The 18,746-nt window shown below is 32.3% G+C and carries 17 protein-coding genes and 2 riboswitches; all 17 genes read right to left on the bottom strand.

Annotated features, from left to right (window positions below):
• Window positions 1-146 precede the first annotated feature (146 nt).
• The 17 genes from FYJ27_RS00305 to FYJ27_RS00385 all read right to left on the bottom strand — a co-directional run bounded on the left by FYJ27_RS00305 (window position 147) and on the right by FYJ27_RS00385 (window position 18,746).
• Window positions 147-1,040 carry an ABC transporter permease gene (locus tag FYJ27_RS00305; protein ID WP_154482111.1) on the bottom strand — a complete coding sequence of 298 codons (894 nt, stop codon included), beginning with the start codon at window positions 1,038-1,040 and terminating at the stop codon, window positions 147-149.
• Between the two features lie 28 nt (window positions 1,041-1,068).
• Window positions 1,069-2,145, bottom strand: a complete 1,077-nt coding sequence (locus FYJ27_RS00310) for an ABC transporter permease (RefSeq protein WP_229775430.1) — start codon at window positions 2,143-2,145, stop codon at window positions 1,069-1,071.
• The gene (locus FYJ27_RS00315; protein ID WP_154482114.1) at window positions 2,129-3,652 is read right to left on the bottom strand and encodes an ABC transporter ATP-binding protein; all 1,524 of its coding nucleotides are present in this window, start codon (window positions 3,650-3,652) and stop codon (window positions 2,129-2,131) included. Before FYJ27_RS00315 ends, FYJ27_RS00310 begins: the two co-directional genes overlap by 17 nt.
• Before the next feature lie 96 nt (window positions 3,653-3,748).
• Window positions 3,749-4,834, bottom strand: coding sequence for a BMP family ABC transporter substrate-binding protein (locus FYJ27_RS00320; RefSeq protein ID WP_154482120.1), 1,086 nt, complete (start codon window positions 4,832-4,834; stop codon window positions 3,749-3,751).
• A 172-nt stretch (window positions 4,835-5,006) separates the two neighbouring features.
• On the bottom strand, window positions 5,007-6,188 hold the full coding sequence (gene grdD / locus FYJ27_RS00325; protein ID WP_154481380.1) for a glycine/sarcosine/betaine reductase complex component C subunit alpha: 1,182 nt from the start codon (window positions 6,186-6,188) through the stop codon (window positions 5,007-5,009).
• Window positions 6,189-6,198: 10 nt separating this feature from the next.
• A complete protein-coding gene (gene grdC / locus FYJ27_RS00330) occupies window positions 6,199-7,737 on the bottom strand; it encodes a glycine/sarcosine/betaine reductase complex component C subunit beta (RefSeq protein WP_154481383.1) in 1,539 nt (512 codons plus the stop codon).
• 94 nt (window positions 7,738-7,831) lie between these two features.
• Window positions 7,832-9,142: a glycine reductase complex selenoprotein B gene (gene grdB / locus FYJ27_RS00335; RefSeq protein ID WP_154481386.1), complete on the bottom strand. Its 1,311-nt coding sequence runs from the start codon at window positions 9,140-9,142 to the stop codon at window positions 7,832-7,834.
• Window positions 9,143-9,175: 33 nt separating this feature from the next.
• Complete coding sequence (grdA, locus tag FYJ27_RS00340; protein ID WP_154481389.1) at window positions 9,176-9,652, bottom strand: glycine/sarcosine/betaine reductase complex selenoprotein A; 477 nt, start codon at window positions 9,650-9,652, stop codon at window positions 9,176-9,178.
• Between the two features lie 33 nt (window positions 9,653-9,685).
• The gene (locus FYJ27_RS00345; RefSeq protein WP_154481392.1) at window positions 9,686-10,972 is read right to left on the bottom strand and encodes a glycine/sarcosine/betaine reductase component B subunit; all 1,287 of its coding nucleotides are present in this window, start codon (window positions 10,970-10,972) and stop codon (window positions 9,686-9,688) included.
• Between the two features lie 66 nt (window positions 10,973-11,038).
• Window positions 11,039-11,356: a thioredoxin TrxA gene (gene trxA / locus FYJ27_RS00350; protein WP_154481395.1), complete on the bottom strand. Its 318-nt coding sequence runs from the start codon at window positions 11,354-11,356 to the stop codon at window positions 11,039-11,041.
• Window positions 11,357-11,379: 23 nt separating this feature from the next.
• Complete coding sequence (gene trxB / locus FYJ27_RS00355) at window positions 11,380-12,315, bottom strand: thioredoxin-disulfide reductase (protein ID WP_216385557.1); 936 nt, start codon at window positions 12,313-12,315, stop codon at window positions 11,380-11,382.
• 87 nt (window positions 12,316-12,402) lie between these two features.
• Window positions 12,403-12,777 carry a GrdX family protein gene (locus FYJ27_RS00360; RefSeq protein WP_154481401.1) on the bottom strand — a complete coding sequence of 125 codons (375 nt, stop codon included), beginning with the start codon at window positions 12,775-12,777 and terminating at the stop codon, window positions 12,403-12,405.
• A 142-nt stretch (window positions 12,778-12,919) separates the two neighbouring features.
• A riboswitch (glycine riboswitch) is annotated at window positions 12,920-13,001 on the bottom strand.
• 1 nt (window position 13,002) lies between these two features.
• A riboswitch (glycine riboswitch) is annotated at window positions 13,003-13,104 on the bottom strand.
• A 139-nt stretch (window positions 13,105-13,243) separates the two neighbouring features.
• On the bottom strand, window positions 13,244-14,851 hold the full coding sequence (locus FYJ27_RS00365) for a Na/Pi cotransporter family protein (protein WP_154481404.1): 1,608 nt from the start codon (window positions 14,849-14,851) through the stop codon (window positions 13,244-13,246).
• 108 nt (window positions 14,852-14,959) lie between these two features.
• The gene (gene trmL / locus FYJ27_RS00370; RefSeq protein ID WP_154481407.1) at window positions 14,960-15,427 is read right to left on the bottom strand and encodes a tRNA (uridine(34)/cytosine(34)/5-carboxymethylaminomethyluridine(34)-2'-O)-methyltransferase TrmL; all 468 of its coding nucleotides are present in this window, start codon (window positions 15,425-15,427) and stop codon (window positions 14,960-14,962) included.
• A gap of 75 nt (window positions 15,428-15,502) precedes the next feature.
• A complete protein-coding gene (locus FYJ27_RS00375) occupies window positions 15,503-16,324 on the bottom strand; it encodes a Cof-type HAD-IIB family hydrolase (RefSeq protein ID WP_154481410.1) in 822 nt (273 codons plus the stop codon).
• Window positions 16,325-16,424: 100 nt separating this feature from the next.
• Window positions 16,425-17,681: a heme ABC transporter ATP-binding protein gene (locus FYJ27_RS00380; protein ID WP_154481413.1), complete on the bottom strand. Its 1,257-nt coding sequence runs from the start codon at window positions 17,679-17,681 to the stop codon at window positions 16,425-16,427.
• Window positions 17,682-17,696: 15 nt separating this feature from the next.
• The gene (locus FYJ27_RS00385; RefSeq protein WP_154481416.1) at window positions 17,697-18,746 is read right to left on the bottom strand and encodes a FecCD family ABC transporter permease; all 1,050 of its coding nucleotides are present in this window, start codon (window positions 18,744-18,746) and stop codon (window positions 17,697-17,699) included.

An 18,746-nucleotide genomic window follows, 5' to 3' on the forward strand; every position in this document is an offset into this window, starting at 1 on the left:
CATCCTTACTTCTAAATTATTTAGCTACAGTTCATATTATACCAGATACTTATATAAAGTACAAAACTATTTATTTTTCGACAAATTAATTTTATACTTTTATATAAATAAAAATCTCTTAATCTAGATTAAGAGATTTTTATTTATTATGCTTCATTTTTTTCATAAGGAACCCCATTTGCCGCTGGTCCTGTTGCTTTACCAACAAAGCTCATAAGGATTATTAGTGTAAGAATATATGGAATCATTTCTAATATCTGAGATGAAACTTTTATATCTGTTCCACCTAAATAAACTACTATCCCTTGGGCCGCTCCAAACAATAAACATGCCCACATAGAACCCTGAGGAGTCCATTTACCAAATATCATAGCCGCTAAAGCTATAAATCCTTGACCAGATATGAGGGTTGCTCTAAAATTAGATACTACAGCTATACTCATTGAAGCTCCGCCAAGTCCTGCAAATATTCCTGAAAGTATTACTGCCAAATATTTAACTTTGAACACATTAATCCCCAATGTATCTGCAGCTTTTGGATGTTCTCCTACAGCCCTTATTCTAAGTCCAATTTTAGTTTTATATAATAAGAACCATACTATAAATACTAATAAAAATGCAATATAAACTGTTGCATATTGATTAAAAGCTAAGTCTAAAAAAGAACCTTTTGTAAATAAATTGTTCATTGGTCTAGGTATTTTGTTTTGTAGTGGAATTGGAGCAGTCATAGTTGCTCCATTAAAAAATACTCTGCTTAAAAACAATGCTAGCCCTGGTCCTAAAAAATTTATTGCAATACCTGAAACTACTTGATCTGCTGCAAAAGAAACACAAGCTATGGCATGTAAAAGGGCCAATACTCCACCAGCTAGTCCTCCCATTAGGAATCCTAGCCAAGGACTGCCTGAAAAATAAGCTACAGTAGTTCCTACAAAAGCACCTATGGTCATCATACCTTCAAGACCTATATTTACTACCCCAGAGTTTTCAGACATTACTCCTCCCAAGGCCGTATACATAAGAGGTGCAGCATACATCAAACTTATTCCTATGATTAGTCCTAAATCACTTAGACTCAATCTCTCCACCTCTCTTTCTTCTAACTCTTAAAGTTGTTAACATCTCTATAAGTTTAGGCATAGATATAAAGAACACAATTATACCTATTACTATATTTATAATTTCAGATGGTGCTCCCATAGCAGGCTGTATTTTATAACCTCCATATTTTAAACCTCCAAATAAAAGACCTGCAAAAATACAACCTATTGAGCTATTTGCAGCTATTAAAGAAACTGCTATACCATCAAAACCATTGCCTTCCATAGCCGCTAAAACAGATACTTCCTCAGTAACACCTAGTACGTGAACAGCACCTGCAAGACCAGACAATGCACCTGCAATAGCCATAGATATAACTATATTCTTTTTAACATCTATTCCTCCGTATTCCGCTGCATCACTATTAAAGCCTACCGCTCTTAGTTGATATCCTAGGGTAGTATTTTTCAATATATGTCTAATCAATATAGCTGCAATAATTGCAATTATAAATCCCCAATTAACTGGTGCACGGAAAAAGTCTCCTAGGAAATTTATTCCCTTTGGAAATCTTATACTGGCAGTTTCCAATATCTTTTGAGAAGCTTCGCTATTAGGTCTTTTGAACTTATCCCAAAATACAATAGCATTGCTTAAATACAAAGCTATCCAATTAAGCATTATAGTTGTAATAACTTCATTTACACCAAATCTAGCTTTCAAAAATCCAGCTAAGCCTGCCCATATAGCTGCTGCCAAACAAGCCATTAATATTGCTACAATTGCATGAATAACAGGTGGTAGATTCCAAAAATAACCTACTAAAGTTGCTACTAATGCACCTATTATAAATTGCCCTTCTGCTCCAATGTTAAATAGTCCAGTCCTAAAGGCAAATGCTACAGATATACCCGTTAATATTAAAGGTGTAGATTTTATTATTGTCCAGGAAATATATTTAGGTTTTCCAAAAATTCCTCTAATCATTATTGCATAGGCTTCTAGTGGATTAAACCCTACTGCCAATAATATAAAAGCTCCTACTAAAAGACCTACAAATATAGATATAATAGTAATTTTAAGCCTATTTCTTTTCATCATCTACACCTCCTCCAGCCATTAAATATCCTAATTTTTTCTCATCTGCATCTTTTCTATCTAAAACATCTACAATTTTACCGTTATATATTACAGCTATTCTATCTGAAAGATTCAATATTTCATCTAATTCAAAAGAAACTAGCAAAACTGCTTTTTCATTATCTCTTTGTTCAACTAAATATTTATGAACGAATTCAATTGCTCCAACGTCTAATCCTCTTGTTGGTTGAGCAGCTATAAGCACATCTGGATCATTAGTTATCTCTCTTGCTATTATAACTTTTTGTTGGTTACCTCCAGATAGAGAACCTGCAGTTTGTTTTTCGTTTTGAGGTCTTATATCGAATTTTTCAATTAATTTTTTAGCATGTTCATCTATATTTTTATGGTTTAGCCTTCTATTTTTGGAAAAAGGCTCCTTATCATAGTTTTCCAATATCATGTTTTCAGCTACACTAAAATCTAATATTAGTCCTCTTTTCTGTCTGTCTTCAGGTATGTTGCACATACCCTTTTCCATAATATTTCTAGGAGTAGTATTAGCTATATCTTCTCCATTTAAGATTACTTTTCCTGATTCAATAGGTCTAAGGCCGGTTATCCCTTCTAAAAATTCGCTTTGTCCATTTCCATCTACTCCTGCTATTCCTAATATCTCTCCTTTATGAAGTTGAAGAGATAAATCATTGACTGCATTTAATTTTCTATTATCTTTAATTACAATATTATTAATATCAAGAACTACTTCTCCTCTGGCCATTTCTTTTTTATCTACTGCAAAACTAACTTGTCTACCTACCATCATTTCAGCCAAATCTTCTTCTGTTACATCACTTACTTTAACTGTATCTATTTTTTTACCTCTTCTTATAATAGTACAGTAATCTGCCGCTTGTCTTATTTCCTTTAGTTTATGAGTAATAATTATAATCGTTTTCCCTTGTTCAGTTAGGCTTTCCATTATCTGTATTAGCTCTTCTACTTCTTGAGGTGTTAAAACAGCCGTTGGCTCGTCCAATATTAAAATATCCGCTCCTCTATAAAGAGCCTTTAGTATTTCTACCCTTTGTTGCATACCTACTGATATATCATGTATCTTAGCATTTGGATCTACATGAAGACCATACTTTTTAGATAATTCTTCAACTTCTTTAGTAGCACTTTCAATATCAATACATTTTGTATCAAATGAACCTTTTTTAATAGTAGTTTCCATGCCAAGTATTATATTTTCAACTACTGTAAATTTATCGATCAACATAAAGTGTTGATGCACCATTCCAATGCCTTTTTCTATAGCTATATTAGGATTTTTAATTTCTACTCTTTCTCCATTAATAAAGACATCTCCTTCAGTAGGCAAATATAATCCATATAGTACATTCATTAAAGTGGTCTTTCCTGCTCCATTTTCTCCCAGTAGGGCATGAATTTCCCCCTTATGAACTGTTAAATCAATACTATCATTTGCTACAAAATCTCCAAATTTCTTAGTTATCCCCTTCATTTCAATTGCTTTAGTTTGAAAATCTACATTTTTCAACGGGGTACCTCCTATCTAATATCTAAGCAGCCCAGACAAAAGCCTGAGCTGCTTTTTTAACTATTCTAATGTCTTTAAATATTCCTCATAAGAATCTTCATCAACAGGTACTTTTATTTCACCATCAATTATAAGCTTTTTAATTTCTTCTACTTTATCAAGAATTTCTTTTGGAACATGCTTATCTGATGTTGGAGCTATGTCTACAGCACCTTCTTCAAGACCGTAAACAACTGTAGTTCCTCCTGGGAATTTTCCTTCTTTTAAATCTTTAACTACATTGTAAACTCCAACGTCTACACGTTTCATAGCTGATGTGATAACATTGTCAGGAGCCAAGTCATTTTGATCTCTATCAACACCTATAGCATACTTGTCTTGCTCTTTAGCTGCTTCTATAACCCCATCTCCTGTACCTCCAGCAGCATGGAATACTATATCTGCACCTTGTTGATACATGCTATTTGCTATAGCTTTTCCCTTTGCAGGGTCATCAAATGCTTCTGCATATTGTCTAAGAACTTTTACATCTTTATCTGCAACTTTGTTTGCATATGCAACACCTGCATGATATCCATAATCAAAAGCAGTTATAACTTCACTTTCCATACCGCCTACAAAACCAACTTTGCCAGTTTCACTCATCATAGCAGCTATATATCCTACTAAAAATGATGGTTGTTCTTGTTTAAATACAACGCCTACTACATTATCTGGTGTCTTATCGCCATATGAAAAGTCAACTATTGCATATTTTGCGTCTGGATTTTCTTCTGCAGCAGCTTTTACTGCATCTGCTAATTTAAATCCAATTCCCCATATAAGATCATTTTCTGCATCAAGTGCTGTTTCTAAGTTAGGAACAAAGTCTGCATCTTGATGAGATTCTTGATAATCTGATTTTGTACCTAAATCCTTGTCAGCCTTTTGAAGTCCTTCCCAAGCTGATTGGTTAAAAGACTGGTCATTTACCCCACCAACATCTGTAACCATAGTAATTTTAAGTTGTTCATCTGTTGCTTCATTGTCTTCTCCTTCTGTTTGCTCAGCTGGTTTCTCAGCATCATCTGCTTTATCTCCACCTGAACATCCAACTACAGTAAATGCTAATACTGCAATCATAAGTAGGGCTAATATTTTTTTCATTTTAGACAATTTTAAACTCTCCTTTCAAATTTTATTTTGAAAATATTTTATTGCTATTAATATAATTTTAACACATTTTATATTATTCTACAAAATTTAATAAAATCCTTCTAACTTTTTTTATAATATCTCACAAAAACACTCCAAGTTTACCTTGGAGACTTGGAGTGTTTTAACAAATATTAGATTCATTTGAAATATAGCCTTCTTTGGCTAATATGCTTATAGCATTTTCAACTTTACCTTCATTAACCATTAAAACTGGTCCTGTGCATCCCATTCCACTTTCTGCATATATTCCATTTTTCCAGAGAACCTTCACTGCATCTTCTAATTCCATAATATCTATACCAGAAATAGTTCCTGTTACCGTTTCCTTTTCTGGAGGAATAATTTCTTCATCAACAGTCCCTTTCTTACTATCCTTTGTTATCCCTTCAAGCATTTCTTTAAAACCTGCACTATTTACCTTTTTAAATTCTTCTTTAGCCACTTCATTTATATTTCCTTTAGATAGACTAGCACCATAACTAATAGCATTAGCTACAACTGGTACTCCTGAAGCTCTTGAAAGAATAAGTATTGTTCTTTCATAACCTTCTCCAATTCCTGGACCATATCCATAACCTAATGATTCATAGTTTCCACCTGTAGTGTAAGATGAAAACATCTTTATTAATATATTTCCCGTTAAAGTATCTGTTATCATTACATCAGGTACTCCACTAAGTAAATCATTTCCTCTCATTACACATCCACCATCTGCTCTTAAAGATTCAGTAAAGTTGATTTTATATCCATTTTTATCAAGCTCTTTCAATGCTCTTTCCACTTGTATAGCACCATCTACATTTAATATTCCAACAGTAGGGTTATCAATACCCATAGATTTAGCAGTAATGATTCCGTATATCCCATTCATGACCATTGCTTCTACTCTATGTGGTGAAGAAGTACCTGTAGTTGTAGCTATGAACATCTCCTTGCCTTTCCCTGGTGTTATAACTCTTCCCACAGTAGAAACTCCAATTGGAAAACTATAATGCATAGTTACAGCAGAATCTATTTCATTATTATCTAACAATTCCTCCATTTTCTTATAACCTTCATCTTCAGTTTTCACTACTACTTGAGTCAGTGAACTATCTACTTTTGGGCCTATTAAAACAACCTCAATATTTGAATCTCTTTCTTGAGCTATTTCCGCACCTTTAACTACATTTTCTACACCATGTTCACTTCCGAGAGTAGTTATACCTACTCTTATTTTCCTTCCAAACTGTCCTGTTTCTAAAGCATCTGCTATATCATTAAAAACTTTACCTACCATACTTTTCACATTATTATCTGTCATTTTATCACCTCTACTCCTTTAGTAGATGAGAGGCAAAATCTCTCATAGCTTCTGCTACAAGGCTTCTTATTTCTTCTTCCGATACTCCTTTTTCTTCATCTACTTTTCCAGGATTCTTTTCCATAACTATGGATACCCCATCAAATAAATTAGTCATTCTACCTAAAAATAAACTACCTTTTCCTATAATCATTGCATTTTTTATTTTGTTATTTAATATATCTTCTCTAGCAAACCCTACATAAGGTACTCCTGATGGAATATGTCCTTGAGTTGGTGCCCAACCTTCCATACCATGTGTTTCTATAAAATCATTTAACTGGGTCCTTTCCAATTCCTTTCTCATTACACCTAATGCACCAATCATTTTATAATTAGCCTTTGGTACATCCCCTGCTCCTGCAGGTTTTGTTATATCTGGATTTTGCATTTCTACTGAGTATTTATCTATATCTGTTATTTTTAAGTCACCTTTATCAAGAGGTTCAGTTACAAGAGAACTTATAACTGCTTGAGGTGAAGAACCTGTTCCTACTGTATGTCTTCCCACTAGATCGGTTCTAAGTATTGGATTAACTCCATCATTTTCTCCTATAATAATTGCAAATCCTCCAACTACATCCTCTAATACTGGTAATCCTTTTTTAACATGATCTTTACCATTCATACCTAACTTAGCTGTTGAACCACCTGCTACTACTACTACATTCTTAAATATTTTAGCGTCAACTAATGCAGCAGCTTCTATCATGGCATGTGTAGGAGCGGCACAGAATCCTCTTGTATCTGAACCTGTAGCATTTGTAAAACCTGCCATTTCGCCAACTGCTTTTGCAAAATTCCCTCCACCTCTTTGATTCATATCTCCACAAGCTTCTTCTGAACATTCAATTATATATTCAACTTCCTCTGGATTAATATTATTTTTCTCTATAAGATTTAAAGCTGCTAATACTCCTGAAGCTTTTGCTACTAAATTTTCAAATAGCACATGGGCGCTAAGGTTAACATCAATGTCATGAGCTCTCTTAACGCAACCTACAAGCTCTCCATTATTATATAATCCTTCAGCACCTTGTTCTTCTACAGATTTTTTTATGCTTTCTATTTCTTCTCCTTCTTTAAGTCTTAATATTAAATCTTCTTTCATAAAATGGTGTGTTCCCAGTTTTTGTTTAACATCTTCTGTAAATTTTTTTTCTAACTTAACTAAATCAAAAGTATCTACAATTTTCATAAGACCTATAAATTCATCTTGAGGCATTATTTCCCCAAATTTGCCTACTTTATCTGCCCCTTCAACTTTCTTATCATGCCAAGGCATTTTATATTCTTTTAATTCTTCTGGTGTTATATTCCCAATATATGTTTGATTCGGCGGATAACTAACTACTTCTTCAAAACTTCTAATATGTTCGGGCAAGTTTTTTAAATAATCTGAATTTGGATTGATTGTTTTTTCTGTAGTTTGTGTAGTTCCATTATGCAAGATCATATCTGGCGTATGTATCAAAACATATCCTGAGCCTTTAACTACAGCATGAGCCATAAATTACACCTCCAATAATATAAGCTTATAAATAATTCTTATATCTTTTAGATAAGGGTCTGACCCTTATCTAAAAGATATTATGATTTTATTACTACTCTTCAAATATTGTTTGCTCTTCTACTTCAGTGATTAAAGCTTTTAAAGCTCTTTCCACTAATTTTCTTCTAAGACTTTTTTCTTCTTCAAAATCTAAATTAGGGTTACCTAATGGGTGAGGAATTGCTATTGTTGGTACTATCCTATTAGCTCCTACAGTCATAGAAATAGGAGTTACAGTACACATATGAACTACAGGAATTCCTGCCCTTTCAATTTCTTTAACCATCGTTGCTCCGCAACGTGTACAGGTACCTCAAGTGGAAGTTAAGATAACTGCATTAACTCCATCAGATAATAGCTCTTTTGCAATTTTTTCCGCAAAAGCCTTTGCACTAGCAACAGCTGTTCCGTTTCCCACTGTTGTATAAAAGTACCTATGAAGGCTTCCTATTTTGCCTTCTTTCTCCAAATCCCTTAAAACATCTACTGGTAACACTCTATCTGGATCTTCATTTGCATATACCGGATCATATCCCCCATGAGCTGTTTCATGAGTTTCCTTAGTTAGATTATCGATGCCTTCAATATCGTACTTTCCATATTTAGAAGCACTAGAAGATTCTATATGGTCTGGATTTCCTTTAGGAACAATTCCACCAGATGTAACCAACGCAATTTTTGCCTTTGACAAATCTTTAATAGCTGCTTCTGGCTTTACCCTGTCAAAGTCGGGCATTGGAAACTCTGTTACAAACTCTTCTCCTTTTAATTTCTTAAGGAGCATATCCACAGCTCTTTCAGAACCTCTTTTTTCTTCAAAATAATTCTTTCTTACACCTCTTGCAATATATCCCTCTTCTTCTGGAGATCCTATATCTTCTCCCTTAGCAAGTTTTAATGCTAATGGTACCATTTGCTTCACTGCACTTCTCATACCTGCTGCACTATTCTTAGTTGAAACTATATGAACACTTTTCTTAAACATATCTGCACCAGGATTTTCTACATACATACCTGTTAAAACAGGTATGCCCAATTCTTTATGAACTGCATCTGTTATAGTTCCACAAGCTACACCATATCTTCCTGCATTAAAAGCTGGACCTGCTATGAAAATATCAGGATCATATTTTTTTACCATTTCAACTATTTCGCTTTTAGCTTCTTCAATATTTTCATTAAAATAACTGTCACCGCATATAATTGTTGCAACTATTTCAGCTTCTCCTTTAAATCCAGCATTTATAGCCATTCCCGGTCCAACAATTCCTTCTCGAACCTCTGGTTTATAATCTGCTTTTTCTTCTCCACCTATTCCTGCAAAAAACTGATTTATATAGTGAACAGCTTTGATTTTTGCCATTTACTCCCCCCCTCTCTCGTATTTAAGTGGGTATTAATCATTAAATTTACAAAACTCGTCCCTTATGCCTTTAACTTCTTCAATTATTTCATCAACATCTAAAACCATTTCCATCATACCAATTTGTTCGTCATAAACATCTGGATCTACTGCTTCTTTAAATTCTGGCTCTACAACATGATATACTCTAAGTCCTAACTGGACTCCTGCTAATGGACCTGCAAAAGTTGGGTCTCCTGCTGTTACAGTTTCAGCTGCTAAACCTGCAGCTTCCGCTTCAGCTCCACCTATTAATACGATTACATTTTCTTCACCGTATTTTTCAGCAGCTTCTTTAACCCTCTTTTGATTCTCTAAGTCCATAGCTCCTGCAGCAGTTCAGACAAAACATTCAGTTGATGAGAAAACTACTTCGCCACCAGTTGTCTTTATACACTCTTCAATAGCTGGTCCTGGTATACCATCCCTGTCACCTATAATTATTATCTTTTTACCATCAAATAGTGACATATTCTCACATCCTTTCTTATTTTTTAATATCTCTTAATAACCTTTAGCAGTTAATTTGTTAAAACCAAGTTCATTAGTTGCTCCAGTTATAGCTTGTAATTCTACAACTATACTACCATCTTCTTTCAAACTTCCATCAAATCCTCCTGCAATTGTATCTACATAACTTGTATCTCCAATAATTTTATCCATTGGAGGAAGAGTTATTACTTCATTTGCATTTCCACCTGTTACTACAGCATTAGCTAGTGGATCAGCGTCTGCAAGAGATTGACTTGCTCCATCCCTTCCTGCATATTCATCTGTAATTATTACTGTTTTTATACCTTTTTGCTCTATTTTCTTGCAGTTCATAATAAGATCTGTATCTGGATTACCAAAGCCTTCTTGAGAGATTAGCACTCCATCTAATCCTAAGAACTCAGCTAGTTTTGCTGTCCAATTTGATGATCTTTCCTTGTCTGCCAAATAAACATTTTCATTAGTGATTATTACTCCAATAAAATTCAATTCCTTACCATGTTTTGCAAACAAATCTTTGACTACCGGATTGTTTAAGTGATGATAAGTTGTATTCTTATCACATGCTGAAACACAGTTTCCACTAACAATTGCACCATCCATTATTTCTGTTGGATAAATAATAGTTGGTAAAGACTCTTTTGCGTCTACGCCATAAACATAGGTATCATGAAGTAAACCTTGACTTTGAAGCATTTGAACATAAGCTACTTTTGGAAGTTCTGGATACTTATTGATACTTTCAAGCATAGGCTCTGTTTCAAAAATTTCTACTTCATCAGGAGTCAAATCTTTTGCTACTTCTCCTAAATAAGTAGCAGCCTTAAATCCAGCCATTCTTAATGCTCTTTCATGTTCATGTTGCTTAAGTCCCTCTTTAGGTTCACAAACTAAAACTATATTGTTCAATTTAGAAAATGGAGTATAATCAGCTCCTGGACCAGTCATATCAATGATACCCTCTTGAAACCCTACTATCTTTCCTGCAGTAACTACTGCACAGCCTTTTAACACATTGGTTTTACCACTTCCAACAGTATCTACCTTGGAAATCATTCCGGGGAATATTCCTCCTGGCCCCTCTACTTTAACCCTTGGTTCAATAACGTCTTTTACAGGTGTTATTCTAATGCTTTCACCTGGCCTTGCCAATTCTAAATCTACTTTTTCAAAATGTTCATCTTCTTTAATAAGATTTACTAGCTCATTTTTGTTTACATATAATGTCTTGTTTTCTAGTTTTGTCTCTTCGGCAAATTGAACATCTTCAATAAATAAATAGCCTAATTCCAGACGCATACAGTCACCTCCTCTTGTTTTAAAAAATATCTATTTTAATTCTAGGCATATGCCTAGAATTAAAATCTAAACATACTTTTTAATCATTTCTTCTACACTTTTTTCTGTTGCTTCTTCTTTAACTCTTTCATCAATTTTTTCTCCATCTTTATATATAGCAATAACAGGTAAACCCAATACCTTTTGTGAAATAGCAAGTCTTCTTGCCTTCATTGTATCAAGTTTGCAAAATTTCATTTTATCTCCATATTGTTTTTCTAATTCTTCAATATGTGGCATAAGTGCTTTACATGGCTCACAACCTTGACTCCAAAAGTCTACCAATACATAGCCATCAGCCTTTAACACTTCTTCTTCAAAAGTTTTTTTGTCAACCTCTAACATAATTATCCCTCCTAATTATATTTTTAATCATCAAAAACTTCACTAATATATTTTTCTGCTTGAATAGCAGCAATAGCCCCATCACCAGTAGCTGTAACTACCTGTCTTACCGTTTTAACTCTACAATCACCAGCAGCAAATACACCATCAACATTTGTTCTCATCTCAGCATCAGTTGGAATATAGCCATTTTCCATATTAACCTTACCTTCAAATATTTCAGTTGCAGGTAAATATCCTATGAACACAAATATACCAAACATGCCATCATCTTCGTCAGCTACTACTTCCGTTTGTTCCCCAGTTTTTGTGTTTTCTACTACCATAGAACTTACTAAGCCATCACCTTTTATTTCTTTAACAACAGAATCCCACATGAAATCTATTTTTTCATTTTTGAAAGCTTTCTCTTGAATAGATTTAACTGCTCTTAGTTCATCTCTTCTATGAATTATAGTTACTTTCCTTGCAAATTTAGTTAAGAATATAGCTTCTTCTACAGCTGCATCTCCTCCACCAACTACATAAACTTCTAAATCAGTAAAGAATGCCCCATCACAAGTAGCACAATAAGAAACTCCTTTACCAGTTAATTCTTTTTCTCCTGGAATACCTATTGGTCTAGGTACTGCTCCTGTAGCTATTATAACCGCCTTTGCCTTATATTCGTTTTTTTCACCTTTTATTGTTTTAATCTTATCGTCTAAATTAACTTCAAGAACAGTATCAATGATTCTTTCAGCGCCAAATTCATCAGCCTGTTGAACCATTCTTGCTGTTAAAGATGGTCCACTAGAGTTCTCAATAGAACCTGGATAGTTTTCAACCTCATTTGTAGTTACTATTTGTCCTCCAGATTTTTCTTTTTCAATTATTAGAGTCTTAAGTCTTGATCTTGATGCATATAATCCTGCTGAAAGCCCTGCAGGACCTGCTCCTATTATTATAACGTCATAAATTTCTGTCAAATTCATCTCCTCCTTAATTATAGTATGGATATAATTTACTGCTCGGTATTAAACTTACCGAAAATATTTTTATTTATACTACAATCTATATAATACCCCTTCAATCAAAGATAAATCTATTACCTGAAAATCCTCTAGTATCTCTTTATTCCAAGGAGGTGTATTATTGATATCTAACATTTTTTTTGTAGTCGCTATACTGTTTTCAATAATCATAAGGGATTCTGTATCAAGATTACTATTTTCTGATACAATAACTGTTTTATATGGGGTTTCGTTAGGCTTAACACTGCCTGATAATGGATGAGTCAATAATTTATATCCTAAGTGAACTTTATCTCTCACTATTTCTAACAATTTTAAATAGTCAACATCATAATATTCTAAGAAAACTTTTTCTTTCAATCTATTTTTAACTAAAGGATTATTTGTTACTATAATAGACTCAGTCATAGACTTCTCTCCTTAATTTTTATAAAGACTCATGTTTTTTTAAAATTAATGTGTCTATTGACAGTTTTAATAAAGATTGTTAATTTTTTCTCTATCTAGTTTAGGTATAAAAAAAGAATAGAAAAGACACATTATGCCTATCTACTCTGTTTTATAACCTGAGAGTTTCTCCTCCTCTATACGAGGAGGATTGCTCCTTCGGTGTGCTTTCGCTTTCCAGAGAACTGTCCAAATGCGATTCTTTTGCCTGAGAGTTTCATTATAGAGTGGCAAAACCTATAACTTACTCCTTCGGCGCCAAATTTTGGTCTCTCCCGCATTTTTCATACAGTTGGTGAAAAGATATTATTATTATGTATGTACTAGATTATTGAATTTTATTGTTTCCACTTTTATTATAATATATAATTCCATAAAATACAATATAATTATCAATCAATACAAAAATTTAACATTTAATATATTATTAGCTATTTTGTTTATCTAATACATATTGAGCAATATTTGATGAATGGTCAGAAATTCTCTCTAAATTACTTATTAAATCTAAAAATATTACTCCTGCACTTGGTTGACAAGCTAAATTATTTAGTCTGTCAATATGATTAGCTCTGTATTGTTTTTCCATAAAATCTACTTCTTCTTCCATCTTAAGAACTTCTTCTGCTTTTTTAAAATCAGTATTTTTAAATGCTTCTACTGCTGATATATATACATTTTCTACTTTATCAAACATTACTTTTAACTCATCCATTGCATCATCTGTAAACCATAGTCTATGATCCATTCTATATTGAGCTAATTCTGCTAAGTTATCTGCATGATCCCCTACTCTCTCAATATCATTTACTGCATTGAAAAGAGTGTTCACTGCATTATGCTGTTCCTTAGTTAGAGGTGCATTTGAAAGCTCTACTAAATATTCAGTAATATCTGTTTCAAGTCTATTAATTACTTTTTCTTGTTGAAAAACCTCTTGAATTAATTTTGAATCTTTGCTAAAAAATGCTTTTGCTGAAGTTTCTAAGTTTTTTTCTACAACTTTTCCCATTCTGCTTACTTCTTTTGAAACTTGACCTACAGCAATGGAAGGTGTTTCAATTATTCTTGAATCTAAAAATTTAAGTCCTACCCCTTCTTCTTCTATATCACCAGGCACCAATTTATTAGCTGCTTTAACTAATAATCCTGCAAAAGGAAATTGAATAATTACATTTAAAATATTAAAAATAGTATGAGCATTTGCAATTTGTTTTTGTATATTACCTGGTGTTAACGCTAAAACTACTTTTTGTATAGGTGTTCTTAATAAGGTCATGAAAATAATTGTTCCTATAAGATTGAATAAAAAGTGGATTATTGCAGCCCTTTTTGCAGTTTTATTAGTTCCTATACTTGATAAAAGTGCTGTAGTAGTTGTCCCTATATTGTCACCAAATAATATAGGAAATGCAATGTTAAGACTTATTAATCCTTCCCTTGCTAAAGCTTGTAAAAGTCCAATAGAGGCACTACTACTTTGGAGAATAGTTGTAAGACCAAGGCCCACCAAAACTCCTAAAAACGGATCATTTAAACTTATCATTATGCTTTTAAAAGCAGGATTTTCACTTAATGGTGCCAAGCTATTGCTCATTAAATCCATACCCATAAAAAGAAGACCAAATCCTATTAATATTTCAGCAAAATCTTTGGCACTTTTTCTTGAAGTAAACAACCATATACCTACACCTACGCCTAATGCTATTGGAGCAAAGTCCGTCAAATTAAAAGCTATAAGCTGGGCTGTTATAGTTGTACCTACGTTGGCTCCCATTATTACACCAACAGCTTGATTAAGAGTCATAAGTCCAGCATTTACAAATCCAATTACCATTACAGTAGTTGCACTACTACTTTGAATAATCATTGTAACAAGTGCACCTACTAAAACTCCCATAAGCCTATTATTGGTTAAAACTTCAATAAGTTTTTTTAATCTTTCTCCAGCAGCTTTTTGAAGTCCCATGCCCATTAGGTTCATGCCATATAAAAAAAGGCCTAATCCACCAAAGACACCAAAAGCAATTTCCATTTAATAATCCCCCTAACTTTTTCATATAAAGTATTTTAATAAGCCTTATATATAGTACATTATTTTTTTAAAAGATTTGTTAAATCTATGTTAATTTTATTAATTTTCTTACTCTAAGTTTGGAAAATCAAGTTGTCTTAAACATTCAAATAAAATTATATTTACAGAATTAGCAAGATTTAAGGATCTTGGAATATCTTTTTTCATGGGGATTCTAATAGTTCTATCCCAATTTTCAGAAATTAAATTCATTGGTAAACCTTTTGTTTCTTTACCAAAAACCAAAAAGCATTCATCAAAATATTCCATTTCAGTATACTTTTTCTTTCCTTTTGTTGTTGCATAAAAAAAATTTTCTTTTTTATGCTTTTCTATCAATTCCTCAAAGCTATCATAATAAAATATATCTACTAAGTTCCAATAATCAAGTCCTGCTCTTTTTAAATATTTGTCTTCTACAGAAAAACCTAAAGGTTTTACTAAATGTAGTTTAGTTTCTGTAAGGGCACAAGTTCTAGCTATATTTCCCGTATTTTGCGGTATTTCTGGTTCTACTAATACGATATTTAATGACATTTAAATCTCCTCTTTTCTTAGTTTTTGCTTATCTAAAAAAAGTATACCATAATTACTGTAGTAATGTAATATTCTTTATAATACAAACTTTTCTATTGCTTCTCCTACTCCGCTTTCATCATTTGTCTTTGTAACTACATTAGCAATTTTTTTTACTTCTTCTTCTCCATTTCCCATAGCTATAGAAAGACCTGCTATTTTAAGCATAGGTATGTCATTTTCATTATCTCCAATAGCTACTACTTCACTTCTATCTATATTTAATACATTGCATAACTCTATCAATGCTCTTCCTTTAGATACTCCCTTATTCATAATTTCTACATTATTCCACCAGGAACTTGCCACTTCAATTCCATCTATTTTAGCAGCTTCTTTCCTAAACTCTAAAAGTTTTTCTCTATCGTCTTCTACAAATACGAATTTATAAACTAAAGGTTTCTCATCATCTAGTATTTCAATAGGATTATCTATTATTCTAATATCTATTCTTTCCTTTTCATCTATTTTTTCATTTAATTTATAATAATTATTAACTGTTTCTGAAAATCTCCTTGCAAAAAAGGTAGTATCATCATAAAAGTGATAATAAATCCCTTTTTTTTCAGCTAAGTTTATAACTTCTTTAGAAGCTTCAACCGAAATAGGCTTTTCATATATTATATTTAATTTACCATGTTCCGCTACATAGGCACCATTACAGCTTATTATAGGAGTTTCTATTTCCAAAGATTTAGCATAATGTAATGCAGAAGGAAAGATTCTGCCAGTAGAAAGTACTACTTTAACCCCTTTATCTGTAACTTTTTTTATAGCTTCTTTGTTTTTTTTACTTATTTCATTTTTACTATTCAATAGGGTTCCATCCATATCTATTGCAATTAATTTATACTTCATTTACATCCTCCTATCTTTTTTATAAACCACATAAAAGTATACCATAAATATATGAAAATATTAATACAAATAAAAAGCAATTTACAAAAGAAGGCTAGTTCTAGCCTTCTTTTGTAAATTGATCTATAGAGTTAATAATTATAAGTCCATCTTTTTTCATCGACTCCAATATCTTTAATCCTTCCCCTTCTGTATAATCAAATTTATCATATTTAGTATATTTATTTACTAGATACACTTTTTTTCCCATTTTCAATCCATTATAAGCTGCTTCTAAGTTTTTTAAATTTCCTTCTCCATAAGGTATGCTACTTAATATTACTACATCTGATTTTCCTATTGCCTCCATATTTTCTTTGAAAGATTTTTCACTTATTGCTGAAAATGGCCTTTCATCTACTACATCCAAAGATAATTTTTTTGCTAATTGCCAATCACTGTCTCCTACATTTACTACTCCTACAGATACATCATAGCCCTTTTCTTCTAACTTACTTAATATTTCTCCTGATGTACCCCCACCTGCTATTACATGAATTTTTTTATTACTTTTTTTATTTTGATCTATGCTATTATTTAAAGATAATGGCACTATATAAAGACTATCGGTATAAGGATTTTCTTCAACTATAACATTTAGTCCATAAGCCTTCTCAATATTTTTTCTTGTTATAACTTCTATTGGAGTTCCTTTGCTCACAATTTTTCCTCTATCCATGAGTATTATTTTATCACTATATCTACAAGCTAAATTAATATCATGTATTACTAATATAATGGTAGTACCTTTTTCTTCATTTAATTGTTTTAGTAAATTTAATAAATCAATTTGATGGTTTATATCTAGATGGCTAGTAGGTTCATCTAAAAAAATTATTTCAGACTCTTGAGCCAAAGCTCTAGCAATTATAACTCTTTGCCTTTCTCCTCCACTTATTTCATTTATATTTCTATTCCTTAAATGAAATGTATTTGTTTTTTTAAGGGCTTCAGCCACAATTTTGAAATCTTTTTCATTTTCTTTTTTAAATCTATCTAAATAGGGAAACCTTCCCATCATTACTATATCGAATACAGTAAAATCATAAGATATGGTTGTATCCTGAGGAACAAGAGAAATATTTTTTGCCAATTCCTTTGTCCTGTACTTTTTTATGTCCTTACCATATACCTTTATAAAACCACTTTCCGGATCATATAAATTGCTTAAATTTTTCAATAATGTGGATTTGCCTGAGCCGTTTGGTCCAATAATACTTATAAACTGTCCCTTCTCTATAAAAAAAGATATATCTTTTAAAACTAATTGTTTCCTATAAGCAAAATTTAAATTTTCAACTTCTAGTGCATAATTCATAATGTTCACCCCTAGTTAAATCTCTCTTTTTTTCTTTCGCAATAAATATATGAAGAAGGGTCCTCCAAATAAGGCTGTTATAATTCCTACAGGTATTTCTGTGGGAGATATAATAGTTCTTGCAATTGTATCAGTAAAGATCATAAATATACCTCCAACTAATGCAGAAGCTGGCATAAGTATTCTATGGTCTGGTCCTACCATAAGTCTAACTATATGAGGAATTATTAAACCTACAAATCCAATTATTCCACTTACAGATACCACCATAGATGTCATAAATGATGATAATATAAGTATATATATTTTAACCTTTTCTACTTCTACTCCTAAACTTCTAGCCGATTCTTCACCTGTAAGAATTATATTTAAATCCCTAGCAAAAAAATTCAGGAATATAATAGATATTATAGTAGGTATTGTAATACGTATTAAAGGTTCCCATCCTTTTCCAGAAAAACTACCTAATGTCCAAAAAATTATTTTTTCCATATCTTTAGTATACAATACCATCAAAAAAGACATTATGGCAGTAAAAAATTGGCCTAAAGCTATACCTGACAATAAAAGGGTGGTAGCAGGCACTTTACCTTTTACTTTAGATATAAAGTAGACTGTGAAAACTGTAATAATAGAACCTAAAAATGCAAAAAGGGATGTAGAAGAAATTCCCAGGAAATTTATTTCTATTCCTGATATTATGGCAATAGAAGCCCCTAGGGCTGCCCCTGATGATATACCTATTACATAGGGGTCAGCCATAGGGTTTTTAAACATTCCTTGAAAGGCAGTTCCTGCACTAGCAAGACTAGCTCCAACCAACACACCAAGCAATACCCTTGGCAATCTAATATTTAAGATTATAGTCTTATAGGAATCAGATATTCCACTTACATCTATCATATCCCTAATATAAGGAAGTCTTGAAAATATTATCTTAAATGTATCGCCTACTTTGATATTAGCCGTTCCAATCGTAGCAAATAAGCCAATAAAAAATATTAATAAGATAGATAATATTATAATTATAGTGGCATATTTATTCTTTAACTTTTTAAATATCAT

The organism is Anaerosalibacter bizertensis (assembly GCF_009696605.1).
Taxonomy (GTDB): domain Bacteria; phylum Bacillota; class Clostridia; order Tissierellales; family Sporanaerobacteraceae; genus Anaerosalibacter; species Anaerosalibacter bizertensis.

Excerpts from the sequence above, each read along its gene's own strand:
- grdC (WP_154481383.1), bottom strand. The coding sequence starts at position 7,737 with ATGGCTCATGCTGTAGTTAAAGGCTCAGGATATGTTTTGATACATACG.
- FYJ27_RS00385 (WP_154481416.1), bottom strand. The coding sequence starts at position 18,746 with ATGATATTTAAAAAGTTAAAGAATAAATATGCCACTATAATTATAATA.
- FYJ27_RS00305 (WP_154482111.1), bottom strand. The coding sequence starts at position 1,040 with ATGTATGCTGCACCTCTTATGTATACGGCCTTGGGAGGAGTAATGTCT.
- FYJ27_RS00380 (WP_154481413.1), bottom strand. The coding sequence starts at position 17,681 with ATGAATTATGCACTAGAAGTTGAAAATTTAAATTTTGCTTATAGGAAA.
- trxA (WP_154481395.1), bottom strand. The coding sequence starts at position 11,356 with ATGTTAGAGGTTGACAAAAAAACTTTTGAAGAAGAAGTGTTAAAGGCT.
- FYJ27_RS00315 (WP_154482114.1), bottom strand. The coding sequence starts at position 3,652 with ATGAAGGGGATAACTAAGAAATTTGGAGATTTTGTAGCAAATGATAGT.
- FYJ27_RS00310 (WP_229775430.1), bottom strand. The coding sequence starts at position 2,145 with ATGATGAAAAGAAATAGGCTTAAAATTACTATTATATCTATATTTGTA.
- grdD (WP_154481380.1), bottom strand. The coding sequence starts at position 6,188 with ATGACAGATAATAATGTGAAAAGTATGGTAGGTAAAGTTTTTAATGAT.
- FYJ27_RS00320 (WP_154482120.1), bottom strand. The coding sequence starts at position 4,834 with ATGAAAAAAATATTAGCCCTACTTATGATTGCAGTATTAGCATTTACT.
- FYJ27_RS00375 (WP_154481410.1), bottom strand. The coding sequence starts at position 16,324 with ATGAAGTATAAATTAATTGCAATAGATATGGATGGAACCCTATTGAAT.
- FYJ27_RS00345 (WP_154481392.1), bottom strand. The coding sequence starts at position 10,972 with ATGCGTCTGGAATTAGGCTATTTATTTATTGAAGATGTTCAATTTGCC.
- trmL (WP_154481407.1), bottom strand. The coding sequence starts at position 15,427 with ATGTCATTAAATATCGTATTAGTAGAACCAGAAATACCGCAAAATACG.
- FYJ27_RS00360 (WP_154481401.1), bottom strand. The coding sequence starts at position 12,777 with ATGACTGAGTCTATTATAGTAACAAATAATCCTTTAGTTAAAAATAGA.
- FYJ27_RS00365 (WP_154481404.1), bottom strand. The coding sequence starts at position 14,851 with ATGGAAATTGCTTTTGGTGTCTTTGGTGGATTAGGCCTTTTTTTATAT.